This window comes from Bradyrhizobium sp. 25ACV (assembly GCF_054863005.1).
Window position 1 is genome coordinate 22477 of sequence record NZ_JAVAYO010000025.1, and the last position, 18762, is coordinate 41238.

Annotated in this window: 17 protein-coding genes; 5 read left to right on the plus strand and 12 right to left on the minus strand. The window is 64.5% G+C overall.

Going from position 1 to position 18762, the window contains the following annotated elements:
* Window positions 1-175 precede the first annotated feature (175 nt).
* From blaBJP to RAD04_RS36455, 5 genes are all read right to left on the minus strand, one after another.
* The gene (blaBJP, locus tag RAD04_RS36435) at window positions 176-1060 is read right to left on the minus strand and encodes a BJP family subclass B3 metallo-beta-lactamase (RefSeq protein WP_461627642.1); all 885 of its coding nucleotides are present in this window, start codon (window positions 1058-1060) and stop codon (window positions 176-178) included.
* 126 nt (window positions 1061-1186) lie between these two features.
* Window positions 1187-1459: a TonB-dependent receptor plug domain-containing protein gene (locus RAD04_RS36440; RefSeq protein WP_461627643.1), complete on the minus strand. Its 273-nt coding sequence runs from the start codon at window positions 1457-1459 to the stop codon at window positions 1187-1189.
* A gap of 65 nt (window positions 1460-1524) precedes the next feature.
* Window positions 1525-2772: a hypothetical protein gene (locus RAD04_RS36445; protein WP_461627691.1), complete on the minus strand. Its 1248-nt coding sequence runs from the start codon at window positions 2770-2772 to the stop codon at window positions 1525-1527.
* 252 nt (window positions 2773-3024) lie between these two features.
* The gene (locus tag RAD04_RS36450; RefSeq protein ID WP_461627644.1) at window positions 3025-5619 is read right to left on the minus strand and encodes an autotransporter family protein; all 2595 of its coding nucleotides are present in this window, start codon (window positions 5617-5619) and stop codon (window positions 3025-3027) included.
* Between the two features lie 490 nt (window positions 5620-6109).
* The gene (locus RAD04_RS36455; protein ID WP_461627645.1) at window positions 6110-6409 is read right to left on the minus strand and encodes a hypothetical protein; all 300 of its coding nucleotides are present in this window, start codon (window positions 6407-6409) and stop codon (window positions 6110-6112) included.
* A gap of 161 nt (window positions 6410-6570) precedes the next feature.
* Between RAD04_RS36455 and RAD04_RS36460 the strand changes: the two genes are divergently transcribed.
* On the plus strand, window positions 6571-7380 hold the full coding sequence (locus tag RAD04_RS36460; RefSeq protein ID WP_461627646.1) for an ABC transporter substrate-binding protein: 810 nt from the start codon (window positions 6571-6573) through the stop codon (window positions 7378-7380).
* On the opposite strand, the gene RAD04_RS36465 is transcribed toward RAD04_RS36460, so the two are convergent.
* The 4 genes from RAD04_RS36465 to pstS form a co-directional block, all read right to left on the minus strand.
* A complete protein-coding gene (locus RAD04_RS36465; protein WP_461627647.1) occupies window positions 7354-8052 on the minus strand; it encodes an ABC transporter permease in 699 nt (232 codons plus the stop codon). The genes RAD04_RS36460 and RAD04_RS36465 overlap by 27 nt on opposite strands.
* Entirely contained in the window at window positions 8049-8420 is a 372-nt protein-coding gene (gene arsC, locus RAD04_RS36470; protein WP_461627648.1) for an arsenate reductase (glutaredoxin), read from the minus strand. Before arsC ends, RAD04_RS36465 begins: the two co-directional genes overlap by 4 nt.
* Window positions 8421-8437: 17 nt before the next feature.
* On the minus strand, window positions 8438-8917 hold the full coding sequence (locus RAD04_RS36475; RefSeq protein ID WP_461627649.1) for an ArsI/CadI family heavy metal resistance metalloenzyme: 480 nt from the start codon (window positions 8915-8917) through the stop codon (window positions 8438-8440).
* 164 nt (window positions 8918-9081) lie between these two features.
* Window positions 9082-10128 (minus strand): phosphate ABC transporter substrate-binding protein PstS, encoded by a 1047-nt coding sequence (gene pstS, locus RAD04_RS36480; protein WP_461627650.1) that lies wholly within the window; start codon window positions 10126-10128, stop codon window positions 9082-9084.
* Window positions 10129-10483: 355 nt separating this feature from the next.
* Between pstS and RAD04_RS36485 the strand changes: the two genes are divergently transcribed.
* The 4 genes from RAD04_RS36485 (at window position 10484) to RAD04_RS36500 (ending at window position 14798) form a co-directional block, all read left to right on the plus strand.
* Window positions 10484-11335 carry a 3-hydroxybutyryl-CoA dehydrogenase gene (locus tag RAD04_RS36485; RefSeq protein ID WP_461627651.1) on the plus strand — a complete coding sequence of 284 codons (852 nt, stop codon included), beginning with the start codon at window positions 10484-10486 and terminating at the stop codon, window positions 11333-11335.
* A gap of 237 nt (window positions 11336-11572) precedes the next feature.
* Window positions 11573-12037, plus strand: a complete 465-nt coding sequence (locus tag RAD04_RS36490) for a group III truncated hemoglobin (protein ID WP_461627652.1) — start codon at window positions 11573-11575, stop codon at window positions 12035-12037.
* A 263-nt stretch (window positions 12038-12300) separates the two neighbouring features.
* The gene (locus RAD04_RS36495; protein WP_461627653.1) at window positions 12301-12954 is read left to right on the plus strand and encodes a QcrA and Rieske domain-containing protein; all 654 of its coding nucleotides are present in this window, start codon (window positions 12301-12303) and stop codon (window positions 12952-12954) included.
* A 116-nt stretch (window positions 12955-13070) separates the two neighbouring features.
* Window positions 13071-14798, plus strand: coding sequence for a methanol/ethanol family PQQ-dependent dehydrogenase (locus tag RAD04_RS36500; RefSeq protein WP_461627654.1), 1728 nt, complete (start codon window positions 13071-13073; stop codon window positions 14796-14798).
* A gap of 281 nt (window positions 14799-15079) precedes the next feature.
* On the opposite strand, the gene RAD04_RS36505 is transcribed toward RAD04_RS36500, so the two are convergent.
* The 3 genes from RAD04_RS36505 to RAD04_RS36515 form a co-directional block, all read right to left on the minus strand.
* Window positions 15080-15340, minus strand: coding sequence for a hypothetical protein (locus tag RAD04_RS36505; RefSeq protein WP_461627655.1), 261 nt, complete (start codon window positions 15338-15340; stop codon window positions 15080-15082).
* A gap of 72 nt (window positions 15341-15412) precedes the next feature.
* Window positions 15413-17740 (minus strand): xanthine dehydrogenase family protein molybdopterin-binding subunit, encoded by a 2328-nt coding sequence (locus tag RAD04_RS36510; RefSeq protein WP_461627656.1) that lies wholly within the window; start codon window positions 17738-17740, stop codon window positions 15413-15415.
* 1 nt (window position 17741) lies between these two features.
* Window positions 17742-18194, minus strand: coding sequence for a (2Fe-2S)-binding protein (locus RAD04_RS36515; protein ID WP_461621378.1), 453 nt, complete (start codon window positions 18192-18194; stop codon window positions 17742-17744).
* Window positions 18195-18762: the final 568 nt, after the last annotated feature.

Genomic DNA, 18762 nt, shown 5'->3' on the forward strand with positions numbered 1-18762 from the left:
GCCAGGGTAAGACTGTGTTAACGATACGGGGCCGCGGCAGCAGGCCTATCGCGGCGATGTCCTGCAAAAGCCGCCGTTACGTTCGGCTAACCATGCGTTTCGGCGCAACGTCTTGCCGCACCTCTCCCCGGCGGGCCCCAGCGGGGGAGAGGTCAAAGGCAGCGTGCGACGGCCGCTACTTTTTTTCCAGCGCCGCGGTCTGCTTGGCGAGCTGCTTGTCGAAATCCTCCGACAGGCCGGTCGCGTAGGTCGCAAGCTCACCCGGTTTGACGAACGGATTCGGCACGCCGTCCTTCATCTGCGCACGCTTGGCCTGCATGCCATAGACCTCCGGATGCGGCCCGAGCAGCACGTCGACCTTCATCGCCTTCACCTTGGCGTAGGTCGCGCGGTAGTCGTCGAGGATGCCGGGATAGGTCGGCTGTCCCACCAGCCGGTTCAGCGCCACGGTGCCGCTGCAGAAGAACAGCACCTCGCGGCTCTGATCGCCGTCCTTGACGGTCATCTCCCAGCTCGTGCAACCCGGCGAGTGGCCGGGCGTTGCATGCGCTGTCAGCGTGGTGTCGCCGAGTGTAACCTTGTCGCCTTCCTTCACGACACGGTCGACCTTCACCGGCGGGAAAGCGAGGTCCTCGTTCTTCTCGTCGCCGGGATAATAGCCGCCTTCGAGCAGCGGCTTGTCGCGCTCGCCGGCCACGAGCTGCGCACCGGTTTCCTTCTTGATCTCGGCGAAACCGCCGGTGTGATCGATATGCGCGTGCGAGTTCAGGACGATCTTGATGTCGGCAACCTTGAAGCCGAGCTTTGTGATGCTGTCCTTGATCGTGCCGGTGGACTGGGGCATCGCCGTGTCCATCAGGATCAGGCCCTGCGATGTCTTGATGACGTAGACGGCGATACCCTCGGTCCCGACATAATAGATGTTGCCGATGAGCTGGAACGGCTCGAACGGCGCGGTCCATTTCTGCATGACCGTTGCCAGAAAATCCTTGAGGGTTTGCGCTTGCGCACCGGTTGCGAGGAATGCCAACGCACACAGCGCGGCCGTGAGTTTTCTCATAGTTTGCTCCCGAAGTGTTCTTGTCGTTTTGATCGGGCGGACGTCGCGGCTCGACCGCGCGCAGGTTACGTTGCAGCCGGCGTTGCGGGCAACTGCTTCGTATGAGGAAAATCTATCTGCGGGAGCTCAGCGTCCGATCGTGACGCCGGCGGTCGAGCGCATGGCATCGCGGAGGCTCCTCGCGTTCATGTCGTCGAGGACTTCTCGCGTCAGGACGGTGGTCTGGCCGGGCGTGTTGAGGATGGTCTCGCCGCGCGAGGAGGAGAGCCGGTCCACCTTGTAGGGCGCGGCTGGATCGGTGGCGGGCCTGTGGTGTGGCCGTTTGCTGGACGCCGCAAAGGCGCCTTGCGAGACGCAGAGGACGGCGATCACGATCAGTCGCAACAGCTTTGCAGGCATGCGATCTCCCATGTTCGGGAAAGCTCAGCCTAGCACAAACGTGACGGCGCTTGCAGCGGAAAGGATCAGGCCAGAGCGGCCCGGCGTTCCCGCACCGGTTCGCGAACCCGGTCGAGCTTCCCTGGCTCGGCGAGCCGGGTGAAGCTGCGATGGCTCGCTTGCGCGGGGGCCTCGACGATGACGCCCTCGCAGACGATCTGTCCGCCGAGCATCTTGAACTCCAGCTTGTCGTAGCGCGGCATCGTTTCGCCGGGCGCAGGCGGCAGCAGCCCGACGCTGCCCTGGATGTTCAGCGTGGCTTCGCCGGTGCCGTGAAGGCGGGGATTCCACATCCTGATTCCGCTTTCCGCCCAGCGCTGCCGGATCAGCGCGGTGCGATCGGCAGGTTCCGTGGGTTTCGCGCGAGGTTTCGGCGCACTGCGAATCTCCTCAGCGGGAGCCGCGAGGGCCGGAGCCGGCTCCTCATGGATGACAACGATGGCGTCGGTGGAAGAGTCCTCCGCGGCGACGGGGGCAGGGTCGCTTGCAGCGATCGGTTCGATCGCCACCGCGGTGTCGCAGGTGGGATCGCTGTCGATGCCGTCGTCAGCGACAGGCTCCGCCGGGACGTCGCGATCGGCAAGCGTGACCTGAGTGTCGTCTACAACGGGCCCGAGATCCACGACCGCAACAGTGGAGGGATCGTCGGCAACGACGAGAGCGGGAGCGTCAACCGAAGCGACATCAACCGAAACAACATCAAGCGAAGCGACCTCGAGATTGGACGAGGTCTCCTCCACGACATCGGGCTCAACGTCGGTCGTGAGCTCGGGAGATGGATCGCTGCTGATGACGGGCTCAGCGGCTTTGGCCGGCTCGTCCTCGATGTCGATGGCCGCGACCGCTTCCGTGGCGACGGGCTCGAGCTTTGTCGAGACGTCTACAGGCGGATCATTGTCGATGACGGGTTCAGGAACTTCGACTGGCTTGGGACCATCGACCGTTTCGCTGGTGACTTCGTCCGAGGCCAAAACCTCCGCCACGAAGACCGGCTCGACATCTGACGGCGCCTGCTGCAGGGACTCGTCGCTGCCGGCAATATCGGCTGCTGCTTCCGCGATGACAGGGTGGGCGGTGCCGTCCTCGGCGACCGCCGCGTCGCTGCGCAGCGGATCAGTGCTGATGCCGGTGTCGAGAGCCGGGAGAGCTTCAGTGCTGTCGGCGACGATGACAGGCTGTTCCGCGACGACCGCCGCGCCGTCGATGCTGCCGCCATGCGGCAAGGGCCGTAGCCGGGTGAACGCCCATTTCACCGCGGGGATGCGGCGCAGCAACGATATCAGTCTCGAAAGCACTGGGAGTTGTCCAAGAGGTCCTCGGCGTGAGGCAATCGCTGATTCGCCAGCAATGTGAAAAACTGCCCCGGCCGTCACACCCCTGTCAATGTGGGCGGGACCAATTGCAGAACATCCACGCGTTCGTCGCGTGCGGGCGGTGACCGGATCGAGTGTCAGTCAGCCATCACACTGGGACTGAGATCGTCGTGACGCCGCAGCGCGATCGACCGCTACCTTCGCGGGCAGCGCTCACCACACCAGACGAAAGCCGCCGGTGCCCCTATAGCTGTGATTGTCCGCGGGAGCATCGAGGCTCGCGCGATAGGTGAGCTCGCCGAATACGGCGTAGCGACCGTTGGCCCAGCTATAGGTGCCGCCGCCGCCGATGCTGCCCCACAGCCGGTCATGGCCGCTGGCGAATCCGGTGCCGGCGACATCGATCCTGGTGCCTTCGAGAAATTCGTAGTGCAGATTGCCGATGGCATAGAGGTCGGAGCGGACGATGCCGGTGCCGTCGTTCCAGGTGCGCTGATGATTGAGCGACAGACCGAGGCGGCCGAGCAGGCTGTCGGCGTTGCCGAGCGAGACCAGCGCGCCGAAGCGGTCGGTGAAGGCATCGAAGTTGACCTTCGAATAGGCAAGCTGCGCCTGCGGCGCCAGCCAGAAGCCGTTGCCGATCGAGATGCGCCTGCCGCCCTCGAGGCTGAACGCGTAGCCAAGGCCCTCATTGCCGTGGATCAACGAGCCGGCCAGCGCAGATGACAGGTCGCTGCGATAGAACATGGTCTGCGCCTGGCCGTCGACATAGAAGCCGTCATGGCCGTACCAGGTCGCGGTGGCGCCGACGCCGGTTCCTTGCGCGCGGATGCGGCCGTTGCCGAACAGCGAATTAACGAAGGCCGTGGTCAGGCCGTATTGCGCCGTCAGGCTCACGATCAGCCGGCCGCGCGCGTTGTCGAGCGCAGCGCCGTCGAGTCCGACTTGCACCTTCATCTCGTCGGAATCATAGGTGGAGCCGGTGGTGTTGGAAGGCCGCAACGCGCTCTGGCCACCCTCGATCCGGCCCCAGAATGCCGATTGCGTCCACGAGCCATCAGACGTCTGCGCGGTATCGATGCCGGCGCGGGCCATCGCTTCGCTGCCGCCCCAATAGCGGTTGCCGGCGCGTTGCTGCAGGCTCGCCGCCTGGTTCATCCCGAGCAGCACCTGTGCGTAGTTCTCGTAGAGGGGAACGCCGGCCTGATAGAGCGGCCCGGCCGGCGCCGATGGCGGCGGATTGATCAGGCTGGACCGCAGATACCAGTCGCCATCTGCGGGCGTGCTGATTCCGTTCTTCTGCAGCGTATAGGCATAGGCGCCGCCGACCACGGCCTGCTGGCCGCCAATGACGTAATTGCCCTGCAGCGCGAAGCTGCCGTTCGAGGCGCCGGCGACGTCGATCACCTTGATGCCTTCGACCGTCTGCGCGCCGCCGCCGCCGACATTGGCGATGCGCAGCGTGGATGCGCCGGAGGTCGCGCCCTGCACCACCAGGCGATCGGTGATCGAACTGTCGCCGCCGAGGGCACTGTTGAGCAGAACCGTGCCGCCGCTGCCGACGTAATTGCCGCTCACCGTCAGCGTGGTCCCCGGCGCGCCGCCGGTTCGCACCAGGCCGGCATTGTCCAGCGATGCGATGGTCTGGTTGAAGCCGTTGAGGTCGAGCGTTGTGCCTGCGGCCGCGACATAGGCGGATGCGGCGCTGAAGGCGCCGGCCGCGCCGGCGCGCAGCGTGCCGCCGGTGATCGTGGTTGCGCCGCTATAGGTGTTGACGCCGGACAGCGTCTGCGTGCCGCCTGAGATCTGCAGGCCACCGCTGCCGCCGAGCGTCCCCGCGAACGTGTCGCCGGCATTGGTGATCGCCAGCGTCTTGGTGCCGAGCACGACGGTGCCGGTGCCGGCAAGGCTCTGGATGTGGGAGGTGGCGTCGACGATGCCGGAAATATCGAATGTCGCATTTGCGACCACACGCCTCGAATTGGCGAGGGCGTCACTGGCGCCGGCGACGACGCCGATGGCGAGCGTGCCCTGCTGGATCACGGTCTCGCCGGTGTAGGTGCTGCCGCCACGGAGGAACAAGGTTCCGTTGCCGGTCTTGGTCAATCCGCCGACGCCGCTGAGGCCGCCCGCGGCTGACGCGGTGACGGTGAAGCCGTTGGTATCGAAGGTCAGCCCGCCCGCAGCGATGTTGTTCTGGGCGGCGGTGCCGCCAAAGAAGTTGGCGTTATTGCCCCTGGCGCGGATCACGGCATTGTCGTAATTCGCCTGGCCCTTGGCGTTGCCAATGGTGATGAAGCTAGTCTCGAGCGTGCCGCCCTTGATGTTGAGCGTGGCTGTGGAGGTCCCGCCTGGGGAGCTAACGATAGTCCTGCCCGTCGTAACAACGGTTCCACCGTTTTCGATATTGAGCGTGCTCCCGTACGCACCAATGCCCGGCGTACCATTGACGATCCATTGCGATCCGGCTCCGGTCACGGTCATGGTGGACGCCGTACCGACGGTGTTGCCAATCGAAATGCTGCCGCCTGTGCTCGTCAGTGTGCTGCCATTTTGAATTGTGAGACTGATAGTCACGCCGGCGACATTGCCGCCGAGGCTGAAATTCCCCGTCGTACCGGTCGCTCCGGCGGTCACGCCGAGAACGACGTTGGCGGGAACATTTATGGTGACCGCGCCGCCGGCTGGGGCCGTTCCGCCGGACCAGTTCGAGCCAATCGTCCAGTCATTGCTGGTAGCGCCGGTCCATGTCTGCGCCGACGCCACGCCCGGCAAAAGTGCCGAGAGCGCCGCCGCCGAGACGCTCATCAACAACAGGCGCCGGAGCCCGGCTCGCTGGCCTGTGAAGCATCGAGGGTGGCGTGAATGCCTGCCCTGACCGTCGTTCGCTTGTCGTGAAAACGTCGCAGCCCCGATGCATTCGCGCATGGCGCACAGCCCCTTGTTTTTGCTCTTGGTGCTGCGCCGGATGGCGGATTGCCAAACATCATCGACAGCTGATCGTGATTGCGACGGTATGTTGCTGCCTGCGATCGGGTCAATGCTGATCGTTGCTGCGCATCGGGAAAGATGTGCAGTGTGTTTCCGATGCAACGTCAGGTCGACGAAGTTAATGCCGCGGTAACTACACCACGCGTGTCGAACGTAAATTGATGACGTCACGGCAAGACGACGACCGGCATCCTGTGCGCGCAACATGACGGAGCGAGCCGAGACTCGCTGCGTCAGATGCCGCGACTGATTCGCGAGACTCGGCGGAACGCTTCAAGTACGACCCGCGCCGAGCTCTGCGTTTTGTCTACCGCCCGCCGGAACCTGAACCTGAACCGGATCCTGAACCCGCGCTGCCTCCGGCCTGGCTGCCCATGTTATTCGTGTTGGTGCCACCGGCCGATGGCGACTGCGCGCCCTTGCTGTCGGCGGCCTCGTTCTGCATGTTCGACGACTTGCCGGTCGTCATTCCCTTGGTCGCGGGGCCGCGCGAGGAGGGGCCGACGTCACCCTGACCGGAGGCGCCGGGAGCCGGTTGTGTCTGCGCGAAGGCGCTACCGCTCGCCAGCGCCATGATGCATGCGGATGCCAGAATGATCTTTTTCATGGGATTCTCCTTGACATGACATGTCCGGACAATCCGCCTGCGCCATCGGCGTTCCTGCCGATTTGACGCCACCGCTTCAACTCTCTGCGGCCGAATGTCGGGGTTCCCGTCTCCATCGCCATCGGCTATTCAGGACCGTCATTGTTTGTGGGGGACGACGCATGAGGAAGATTGTCGCCATCGGAGCGGTGCTGCTCTGGTCCACCATCGCATTCGCGCAGGATCGCACCATCACGGTTGCCTCGACTACGTCGACGGAACAGTCGGGCCTGTTCGGCCATCTGCTGCCGCTGTTCGAGAAGGCCGAGGGCATCAGTGTGAAGGTCGTTGCCGTCGGTACCGGACAGGCACTGGATATCGGGCGGCGCGGCGATGCCGACGTGGTGTTCGTCCATGACCGGGCTGCCGAAGACAAGTTCATGTCCGAAGGGCAGGGCGTGAAGCGCTTCGACGTCATGTACAACGACTTCGTCGTCGTCGGGCCCAAGAGCGATCCGGCGAAGATCGCCGGCGGCAAGGACGTCACGGATGCGCTGCGTAAGATCGCGGCAGCGAAGGCGCCGTTCATCTCGCGCGGCGACAAGTCCGGCACGCACGCGGCCGAGCTCCGGCTGTGGAAGGAGGCGGGCGTCGACATCAGTGCCGGCAAGGACAGCTGGTATCGTGAGATCGGTCAAGGCATGGGCCCGGCGCTGAACATGGCGTCGTCGTCGAACGCCTATGTCCTGTCGGACCGCGGCACCTGGCTGTCGTTCAAGAATCGCGGCGAGCTTGCCATCCTGACCGAGGGCGACAAGCGGCTGTTCAACCAGTACGGCGTCATGCTGGTCGATCCGGCCAAGCATGCGAACGTGAAGGCGAAGGATGGGCAAGCCTTCATCGACTGGCTGGTCTCGCCGAAGGGGCAGGACGCGATCGCCGGCTACAAGGTGGGCGGCGAGCAGCTATTTTTCCCCAACGCGTCCCACTAGCAGGAAGGCGACGGTCGAGACCGCGACGCTGAGCGCGAGCAGGATCAGTCCGAGTCCGAGCGCCAGCGGTAGATCGCCCTTGCTGGTCTCCAGCGCGATCGCGGTCGTCATCGTGCGCGTGAAGCCGCGGATGTTGCCGCCGACGATGATGATGGCGCCGACCTCGGCGATGGCGCGCCCGAAGGCGGCGAGAAAGGCCGTCAGCAGCGAGGTCCGGCCCAGCGCGTACAGCAGCGCCATGCAGCGGAGGATCGACAGCCCGTCGATCCGTGCCAGATCGCCATATTCCGCCCACAGCAGGCTCGCGGGCCGGTGCACCAGCGCCACCACGATCGGGGTGGCGAGCAGCGTCTGCGCGATCACCATCGCGGCCGGCGTGAACAACAGTCCGGCCACCCCGAGCGGGCCGGAGCGCGACAGCAGAAGATAGAGCGCGAGCCCGACCACGACCGGCGGAAGGCCGAGCAGCGCATTGGTCAGCACGATGACGACCTGCCGCCCGCGGAAACGGGTGATCGCAAGCAAGGCGCCGATCGGTGCGCCGATCAGCAGGGCAAGGACGCTCGCGGTCAGGCTGACGCGCACCGACAATGCGACGATGCCGAGCAGCTCGGCGTCGGCTTCGCCGATCAGCGAGAGCGCCGCGCCAACGGATCGTGCGAAGTCGTTCATCCGGCCTGACGCTGTTGCGCCGGCAGCAGATCGAGCACCAGTTCGGAGGGACGGCAGAGCCTGACGCCCTTCGGCGCCACCACGATCGGCCTGTTGATCAGGATCGGGTGCGCCATCATCGCATCGAGCAGCTGTTCGTCGGTCAGCGCGGGGTTGGCGAGCCCGAGCTCCGCATAGGGGGCAGCCTTTTCGCGGACCGCCTCACGCACCGAAATTCCCATGCGTGCGATGAGCTGCTGCAGCAGGGCTCGCGATGGCGGCGTCTTCAGATACTCGACCACATGCGGCTCGATGCCGGCGTTCCGGATCGTCGCGAGCGTCGTGCGCGACGTGCCGCATTCGGGATTGTGGTAGATGATCACGTCCATTGCAGATGCCCTTGTGCTCAGCAGCAGGCCTTTGAGGCCGCCGGCGCCGCCTGCGGCGCGCAGCAGGCCGACTGGGACTCCTGTTTCTCATGCGCGACCCGGGCCTGGTTCTCGCCGGTGCCGTCACCGTAATCGGTGCTCTCGCCCGTGGTGTGGAAGGTTTCCCAGGCGATGCCGGCGGGATCATCGATCCAGGACTTTTCCGACTTGGCATAGCAGCAGGTGGTCTGGCCCTGCTCGACGACGTTGCCGCCGGCCTTGCGCAGCCGGGCATAGACCTCCTGGAGCTCCTCGCCGGTCTCGACCTGGATGCCGAGATGATCGAGCCCAGCCGCGCGTCCGCGCGTCGAGATCGCGAAATTCACGCGGGGATCGTCCAGCATCCATTTGGCATAGTCGGACTTCACGACCGAGGGCTCGCTCGCAAACAAGGCGGAGTAGAACCCGATGGACCGGGAGAGATCCTCGACGGACACGTGAACGTGCAGGCGCTTCATGGTCTGTCCTTTCAGGCTGGCACCCTGTTGCGCTTTCGCGCGGCCCTCGGAGCGCGTGACGCTCCGCCTCAGCAACCAAACGATTGTGGAAATAACAGGCAGCTGTCAATCGAGATAGGGGGCAATCCGTCTCAATCTCGATCCGACGGCGGGCGTTTTGAGGTTCAGCGCTTCACGGCCGCCGTTGCCGTCTGGGCTTCCAGGCTCTGCTCCCAATATCGCTTGCTCTGGTCGATCAAGGCAGGCGGGAGCGGGACGTAGTTGAGCGTCTGGGCCTCGGACTTTCCGTTTTCCAGCGCCCAGCGGACGAAGTCGATGGCGGCTGCAGATCGGTCCGGTGATTTCGGCGCCTTCGGCATCAGCACGAAGGTCGTCGCCGTGATCGGGTAGGCGTCTTCGCCGGGCGCGTTGGTGAGCACGAGATGGAAATCCTTCTCCGCCTTCCAGTCCGCGCTTGATGCGGCCGCCTGGAAAGATGCGGCGTCGGGCACGACGTAATTGCCGGCGCTGTTCTGCACGATTCCGAAGGAAATCCGCTCGAGCCGTTGCAGCGCGTAAGTGTATTCGAGATAGCCGATCGCGCCGGGAATGAGACCGACGAGCGAGGCGACACCGTCATTGCCCCGGCCGCCGAGGCCAAGCGGCCACTCGACGGAGGTGCCTTCGCCCACGCTGGCTTTCCACTGCGGGCTGACCTTCGCGAGGTAGTTCGACCAGTTGAATGTCGTGCCGGATCCGTCGATGCGATGGACCACCGTGATCGCAGCGTTCGGCAATCTGACGTCGGGATTGATCGCGGCGATCGCGGGATCGTTCCAGGATTTGAGCTTGCCGAGATAGATGTCGGCGAGCACCTGCCCGGTAAAGCGGATCTGGCCGGGCTTGACGCCGTCGATATTGACCACGGGGACGACGCCTCCGATCACGATCGGGAATTGCATCAGGCCGAGCCTGTCGAGCTCCTTCGGCTCGAGCGGCATGTCGCTGGTGCCGAAATCCACGGCTTCCTTTTTGATCAGGCCGAGGCCGATGCCGGAGCCGACCGCTTGATAGCTGACGATGTTGCCGGTCTTGGCTTTGTACGCCTCGGTCCATTTCGTCATCACGGGCGCAACGAAGGTTGAGCCGGCGCCCTTGGTTTCGGCTGCCATGCCTTGTGTGGCGACGAGCAGAGCGGCGAGGATGATGGGAAGTGCAATATATGTCTTCATTTGCGCGACGCTAACAGGTGGGGCACGAAGCCGATGTGGTCGATCTCACAATGGGTCGCGAAGCATTCGCGGTGGCCATTGCGCGCCGAATACACCACGCCGTCAGCTCCGCCGCGTCGTCCGATTGAGGGAGATCGCTGGCCCGGCCGGGCAGGGACGCAATTTGGGGCAAATTGCGCGCCATGCGGCCAAATCGGGCCGTTTCGCGCCCGCCGGCGGCTTTATTCCCGCCGTGGATGCTTTAAGGAGAGGGCGGATCAGGTCGCAGTCGCCCCGTGGCGGTGCTAGACCCTGATACAGGGAATAATGGGCCGTGCCGTGTCGGCGGGGCCGCAAGGATAAAGGATATGGAGCAATGATCCAGACCGTTGGCATCATCGGGGCAGGGACCATGGGGAATGGTATCGCGCAGATCTGCGCGGCGGCCGGGCTCTCGGTCGTGATGGTCGACATTTCCGACGCGGCGGTGAACCGCGGGCTGTCGACCGTCGGCGGCAGCCTCGAGCGTCTAGTCAAGAAGGAGAAGATGTCGGCGGCAGATCGCGAGGCGGCGCTCAAGCGCATCACCGGCACCACCGACCGCGCCAAGCTTGCCGATTGCGATCTCGTCATCGAGGCCGCAACCGAGAACGAGGAGCTCAAGGTCAAGATCCTGAAGGATCTCTGCGCGACGTTGTCGCCGCGCACGCTGCTTGCGACCAACACCTCGTCGATCTCGATCACGAAGCTCGCTGCGGCGACCGATCGTCCCGACCGCTTCATCGGCATGCACTTCTTCAACCCGGTGCCGGTGATGGCGCTGCTGGAGCTGATCCGCGGCCTGCAGACCTCCGACGACACCCACGCCAAGGCCCTCGATTTCGCCAAGCGCGTCGGCAAGGTGGCGATCACCGCCAAGAACAGCCCGGGCTTTGCCGTCAACCGCATCCTGTGCCCGATGATCAACGAGGCGATCTTCGCGCTCCAGGAGGGGATCGCGACGGCGGAAGAGATCGACGCCGGCATGAAGCTTGGTTGCAACCATCCGATCGGGCCGCTGGCTCTGGCCGATCTCGTCGGGCTCGACACCATGCTTTCGGTGATGGAGGTCTTTTACAAGGGCTTCAACGATCCTAAATACAGGCCAGCGCCGCTGCTCAAGGAGATGGTCGATGCCGGCCATCTCGGCCGCAAGACCGGGCAGGGCTTTTACAGCTATAGCGCCTGATCCTCGCAATTTGCGCTGCGACAAAGACGGACGTCGCGAATTGCGCCAGCATGGATGCGGGCGTTCCCTTCTCCCCTTGTGGGAGAAGGTGGCGCGAAGCGCCGGATGAGGGGTTGTTGCCGCAGACTCACTCGCTGAGGAGCACGCGGAGGCAGACCCCTCACCCGTCTCGCCGCTGTGCGGCGAGCCACCCTCTCCCACAGGGGGAGAGGGAAAGACGAAACGGACGAAGCAAAGATGTCGGATCGACTGAAGGCCGAGCGCGAGGCAGCGGCCGCGCGACGGAACCTGTTGACCCAGGATGCGATCGAGCGCACCGGGATTACCGAAGAGATGATCGGGGAACTCGTCACCCGCTTCTATGGGCGCGTGCGCGAAGATGCACGGCTGGGGCCGGTGTTCGGGATCGTGCAGAATTGGGACGAGCATCTCGCCAAGCTCAGGGATTTCTGGTCCTCGGTCGTGTTGATGAGCGGCCGCTATCACGGCTCGCCGATGCGGGCGCATCTACCGCTGAGCCTGGTGGGCGATCATTTCGACCGCTGGCTCGATCTGTTCGAGCAGACCGCGCGCGAGATCTGCCCGCCGCCGGCAGCTAGCCTGTTCATCGACAAGGCGCGCCGCATCGCCGACAGTTTTGAGATGGCATCGGCCACCGTCGCCGGTTCTATCGCCGCGCCGCGCCACGTGCTCAGGTCCTGACGACGACCGGCTGCCTGCAAAACATGCAGGGACGTCGCGCTGCGGTTGCGCAGCGCGACGAATAGCGCGCTGCACCAATTCCAACATCATCGGTCTGATCTGCAAAATCATCATGCCGCTCGCGCGGCGCGACGTTGAAATCGTGAAAACGCGCTTGAATACGTTCATCGTCGTTCAATCAACGCGAGCAAAGCCATATTGATGCACTGCGGTGCCAACTCTTCGCCTTGTTTTCGGCAGAGTTCCAGCGCCTGCTTGTGAACATGTCCCGCGCATCGTTCACAACCAATTCATCACCGTCCGAGAGTCCTGGGGAATCCGAAGCCGACGCCTGTGCCGAGCAGACGCGGCGAACGATCCTGCTTGGCGCGCTCGCCACCACCGCCTGCCTCGGTTGCTCCGCGTCTGCGCGCGCGGGCGAGGATCCGCCCGGGTCCGACGAACGGCCGCAGAAAGGCGATGTGCTCGTCTTCTCCGAAGGCGACAAGGAGGGAAAGCTCATCACCGCAGCCGACCTGCCGGCCGGCGGACCGCCGGTGCATGCCTGGCCGAAGGATCCCAAGACATCGGTGGTGCGCAGCGCCTCCCGGCTCAACGAGATCCTGATCATCAAGCTCGATCCCGCCGAGCTCGACGAGAAGACGGCCGCGCGCGCCGTCGACGGCATCATCGCCTATTCGGCGATCTGCTCGCATGCCGGCTGTCCCGTCACCGCCTGGGTGAAGAGCGATGTCGGCGACAAGGAGGTGTTCAAGTGCATGTGTCACAACTCCGAATACGATCCTCGTGCGGGCGCACAGGTCGTGTTCGGCCCGGCGCCGCGACGGCTCGCGGCGCTACCGGTGGCGCTCGCTGACGGCTCTCTCAGCGTCGCCGGCAATTTCATCGGAAAGGTAGGTGGCGCGCAGCCAGGATGATGGAGGTGCGGGCCCGTGCCCGCGTCACGAGAGGCCGTATCCGCCGACGGGCGGACGACGGGACGAACGACAAGAATTCAACACAAGAATTCAAACGGATGAAAAGGGGAACGTCCATGACCAGGAAGCAATGGTACCTGTCCGGCTTCGTCGCCTTCACTTGTCTTGCCTCGACTGCCGCCGTGGCTGGCCCGATCGAGAGTTATTCGCCGGTCACAGCGCAGCGGCTGGAGAATCCGGAGCCAAACAACTGGATGCTCTATCGGCGCACCTATGACGGGCACGGTTATAGCCCGCTCGATCAGATCAACACCTCCAACGTGAAGAACCTCACGCCGGTCTGGACCTTTGCCACCGGCGTCGTCGAAGGCCACGAGGCGCCGCCGATCGTCAACAACGGCGTGATGTTCGTGGCGACCCCGATGGGGCAAGTGATCGCGCTCAACGCCAAGACCGGCGATGAATACTGGCGCTACAAGCGGCAGCTCCCCGACGATCTGTTCCAGCTGCATCCGACCAGCCGCGGCGTCGGCCTCTGGGAGGACAAGCTCTACCTCGCCACCACGGACGACCATGTTGTCGCGCTCGATGCCAAGACCGGCAAGGTGGTGTGGGACACCAAGGTGCAGGACTACAAGAAGGGCCAGTACATGACCCTGATGCCGCTGATCGTCGACGGCAAGGTCATTGTCGGCGGCTCCGGCGGCGAGTTCGGCGTGCGCGGCTATATCGCGGCCTATGATGCCAAGGACGGCAAGGAGCTGTGGCGGACCTTCACCATTCCAGGCGAAGGCGAGCCGGGCCATGACACCTGGCAGGGCGACGATTGGAAGAACGGCGGCGGCTCGGCCTGGATGACCGGCAATTACGACAAGGAGACCAAGACGATCTATTGGGGCGTCGGCAACGCCGCGCCATGGCCCGGCGAGACCCATCCCGGCGACAATCTCTACACCTCCTCGGTACTTGCGCTCGATCCGAGCACGGGCAAGATCAAGACCTATCACCAGTATCACCAGAACGATTCCTGGGACTGGGACGAGGTCGATGCGCCGATGCTGATCGACCTGCAACGCGATGGCCGCAACATCAAGAGCCTGGTCCATCCGGGCCGCGACGCGATCTTCTGGGTGCTCGAGCGCACGCCGACCAAGATCAACTACGTCGCCGGCTGGCCGTTCGTCTCGACCGACGTCTGGAAGGGCATCGAGCCCGAGAGCGGCAAGCCGATCGTCGACCCCGCGCACAAGCCGGTGATCGGCAAGCGCGTCGAGTTCTGTCCGTCGCTGTGGGGCGGCAAGGACTGGCCGTCGGCGGCCTACAGCCAGAAGACCGGCCTCGTCTACGTGCCCGCCAACGAGAACTTCTGCGGCGGGTTCACTGGCGAGAAAGTCGCCCTCAAGCCGGGCGAGCTCTGGCTCGGCACCAAGCCGGAAGACATCGGCCTGAAGACGAAGCCGGGCGCGGATCATTTCGGCGAGCTGCAGGCCTGGGATCCCACCACGGGCAAGAAGGTGTGGCAACACAACTTCCCGAAGTCGCAGCTGTTCGGCTCGGTGACCGCGACCGCGGGCGATCTCATCTTCGTCGGTGGCACCAATGACCGCAACTTCCGCGCTTTCAACGCCAAGACCGGCGAGCTCCTGTGGGAGCAGAAGACCAACTCCGGCATCATGGGCATGCCGGTGTCCTATGAGATCGACGGCACCCAATACATCGCGATCCAATCGGGATGGGGTGTCGACGCGCAGCGCATCCAGGACGCGCTGGTGACCAACAACATCGGCATCGAAGCCAATGTGCCGCAAGGCGGCGTCATCTGGGTGTTCGCGCTGAAGAAGTAGCTCCGCGGCGGATCGAAGGAAGCGGAGCAGCAGGGGGGTGGCGAATGCGGCGGACGGCAACGTCCGCCGCATTTTTGCGATGGAAGGCGTCGAACGGGCTTACTTCCCTTCTCCCCTTGTGGGAGAAGGTGGCGCGAAGCGCCGGATGAGGGGTTCTATCCGCGCTCTCATCGCGAGGTGGACTCGCCGAGACAACCCCTCACCCAAGTGAGCTCGTGTCAGCCAGCGTCGCTGCCCTCTCCCACAAGGGGAGAGGGCGCATCAATGCGCAGACGCGAAGGCTACTTCCCCTGACGCTCGACCTTGTCCTTTTCCTTCTGGTTCATCTCGCGAACCTTGGGATCCGGATTGTGCTGTCCGGTGGTCTGGGTGGTCGAGGCAGGCGGGGCGTTGGCGTTGGGCAGCGAGTTCTGGTCCGGCGCGGTGGGGCGTGTCGCGGTAGCCGGCGGCGTCGTGTTGCTCTGGGCGAATGCGCCGGAGGCCGTCAAAAGAAAAGCGCCCGACAGCAACGAGACTGCGAGCGCCTTTGAGATATTTGTCATCGATCTGCTCCTGTCAGATCGATGGAAACGGCGCGAGACGGCTTGTGTTCCGTCTCGCGCCTCTGTTCCGTCTCACGCCTCCAATTGCTTGCCGATCGGAAGCGAGCGGATGCGTTTTCCGGTCGCCGCGAAGATCGCATTGATCAGCGCCGGTGCGAACGGCGGAACACCGGGCTCGCCGACGCCGCTCGGCGGCGTGTCGGGTCCGGGCGGCACGATGTAGACGTTGGTCACCACAGGAGAGTCATCCATCCTGACGACTTGGAAGTCGTCAAAGTTCTTCTGCTGCACCTTGCCGTCCTTGAAGGTGATCTCGCCGTATTTGGCGAGGCTCAGCCCCATGATCGCCGCGCCTTCGATCTGCGAGGCGATGCGCTCGGGGTTGACATAGGTGCCGCAATTGATCGCCGTGTCGACCCGTGGCACCGTCAGCTTGCCCTTGTCGTCGACGGCGACCTCGACGATGGTCGCGATGTAGCTGACGAAGCTGCGGTGCACTGCGATGCCAAGACCGTGGCCCTTCGGTACCTTGCGTCCCCACTCACCCTTCTCGGCAACCAGTTCGACCACCTTGCGCAGGCGCGCGGTGTCGATCGGGTAGCTGTCCTGCGGCTCGCCGTAGTTCCAGAGGTCTTTCACCTCCGGTTTGACGATGCGCGGGCTTCCGATCAGCGCGAGCAGCGTCTCCTTCTGGTCGCGGCCGGTCGCTTGCGCGATCTCGCCGACCATTGATTGCACCGCGAAGGCGCGCGGGATGTTCGAGACCGAGCGGAACCAGCCGATGCGGGTGAACGCCGCGGCTTCCGGGTTCTCGCACGAGATGTTGGCGATCTCGAACGGCATGTCGACGAGGCCCATGCCGATCTCGAACGGGGCCTGGTGCACGGTCCCTGCAGCGAACGTCGAGGCGATGCTGGGGGCCACGCTGCGATGGCGCCAGGCAACCACCTTGCCGCTCTTGTCGAGGCCAGCCTCGATCCGCTCGACCGAGACGGTATGCAGGAAGCCGTTGTGGATGTCGTCCTCGCGCGTCCACTGCACCTTCACCGGTGCGCCGAGCTCTTTCGAGAGCAGCGCGGCCTCGAGCGCAAAGTCGCATTTCGACTTGCGTCCGAAACCGCCGCCGAGAAGCGTGACGTTGACGGTGACGTTTCCCTCGGGAATGCCGAGCGTCTTGGCGACGTCCTCGCGGGTGCCGCCGGGGCTCTGCACCGGCGCCCAGATCTCCGCCTTGTCGCCCTTGACGTCGGCGACCGCCACCGGCGTCTCCATGCTGACATGAGCAAGATGCGGGACGTAGTACTCGCCGACGATCACCTTGTCGGCGCCCTTCAGGGCAGCGTCCGCATCGCCCTCCTTGCGCAGGACGAGGCCGGGCTTGCGCGAGGCCTCCTCGAGCTCCTTGCGGTAGGCGACGGAGTCGTATTTGCCGTTGGGACCATCGTCCCAGACCAGCTTCAACGCATCCCGGCCCTTGATCGCCGCGCCGGTGTTGCGCGCGATCACGGCGACGCCGCCGAGCGGCTGGAATTTTGACGGCCACGGCCAACCTTGAACCTTCAGCACCTTCTCGACGCCCGGGACCTTCAGCGCCGCATCGGGATCGAACGAGACCAGCTTGCCGCCTGTTACCGGCGGGCGCGCGATCACGGCATATTTCATCCCCGGCAGCCGCACATCGGCGCCGTAACGCGCCTTGCCGGTGGTGATGTCGTGAAGATCGACGATGCCGACCTGACCCTTGCCGAGATACCGGAAATCCCGGGGGTCCTTCAGCTTGAGGCCTTCGATGGCAGGCACCGATTCCTTGGCAGCATCAGCGGCGAGCTCGCCGAAGCCGAGCTTGCGGCCGCTGGCGCTGTGGACGACCTCGTGGTTGACGGCCTTGACCTCGGTCGCCGGTACGCCCCAGCGCTTCGCCGCGGCCTGCTCCAGCATGGTGCGGGCCGAGGCGCCGATCTGGCGCATCGGGATCAGATAATGCCGCGTGCTGCGCGAGCCGTCGGTGTCCTGGTTGCCGAACTTGACCTCGTCGCCATGAGCTTGCTGCACCTTGACCCTGGACCAGTCGGCCTCCATCTCCTCGGCCACGATCAGCGGCAGGCTGGTGCGGACGCCGGTGCCCATTTCCGAACGGTGACCCACGATGGTCACGATGCCGTCCGAGCCCACCGAAACGAACACGCGCGGATCGACCACGACACCGTGCGGCATCTTGCCGGCACCGGTCTCGTAGGCCAATGCCTGGCGCGACATCACGGGTGCGGCGAGCACGAAGCCGCCGGTGATGCCGAGCCCTTTCAGGATGCTGCGGCGTGAGACCTTCTCGACCTTGATGTTCTTTTCGAAGCCATGTTTTTCGAATTCATGGAGCTTGCCGGGATTGTCGATGAAATTCATGTCACACTCCCGTCGATGCGAGATGGACGGCGTTCTCGATGCGCTGGTAGCAGCCGCAGCGGCAGATGTTGCCCGCCATCCCTTCGCGGATCTGGTCGTGCGAGGGTTTCGGGTTGTCCATCAGCAGGGCCGCAGCCTGCATGATCTGGCCGGCCTGGCAGAAGCCGCATTGCGGCACGTTGACCTGGCGCCAGGCCTTTTGCACCGGATGATCGCCGTTCGGATGCAGCCCTTCGATCGTGGTGACCTCGCGGCCGGCGACGTCATTGACCGACGTGATGCAGGCGCGCACGGCCTGCTTGTCCACGATGACGGTGCAGGCACCGCACAGGGCCTGGCCGCAGCCATATTTGGTGCCGGTCAGGCCGGCCTCGTCACGCAGGAACCAGAGTAGCGGGAGATCCGGGTCGCCGTCCCAGCTCTGTTCCTGGCCGTTGATCTTCACCTTGATCATGATCGTCCCTCGCTCTTCATAAGCATGCCAAATTCAAAACTTGCCGACGCCGGTCGGCGACGGTTCGTGCCTGGTCGCGCCACATCCCGCCCTCGTCCCGCGCGGGCAAATCCCGGAGGGAGGCAGGAACGCCGATGGCGATGTCTGGATGTGCTCGATACCTCCCGTTTTTGTTCTTAATTGATTGAACGTCGTGCGGCATCGTGACGGCGCGATCGTAGCAGAGATCGCGCCGGCCCGGCGTTCACAGCCGGGTGTTCTCACCGGGAAAAGATTGCATCGATGGTTTGTCAAAAGCAGGGCGCGTCATCGCGCCGCGTGGACCGCGCGTTCGCAAACGGGAGTTGTGATGAAAAAAGCTTCGTCCGCCAGAAAAGACTGCGCGGACGAAGCAAGGTGCCTCAGTCGAGGGAGGGAGAAACGCAGGGGCCGGGAACTTCAAGACGGAAGTTGGCGGCGCTGCGCAGTCATTCAGAGACCAGGACTGAGGGAGACAATCACGCTCGCATACGCGTAGCTTGCAGAGGCGGCGGCATCGCCGCGACTGTCCCGGGGCCGGGCCCGTCCG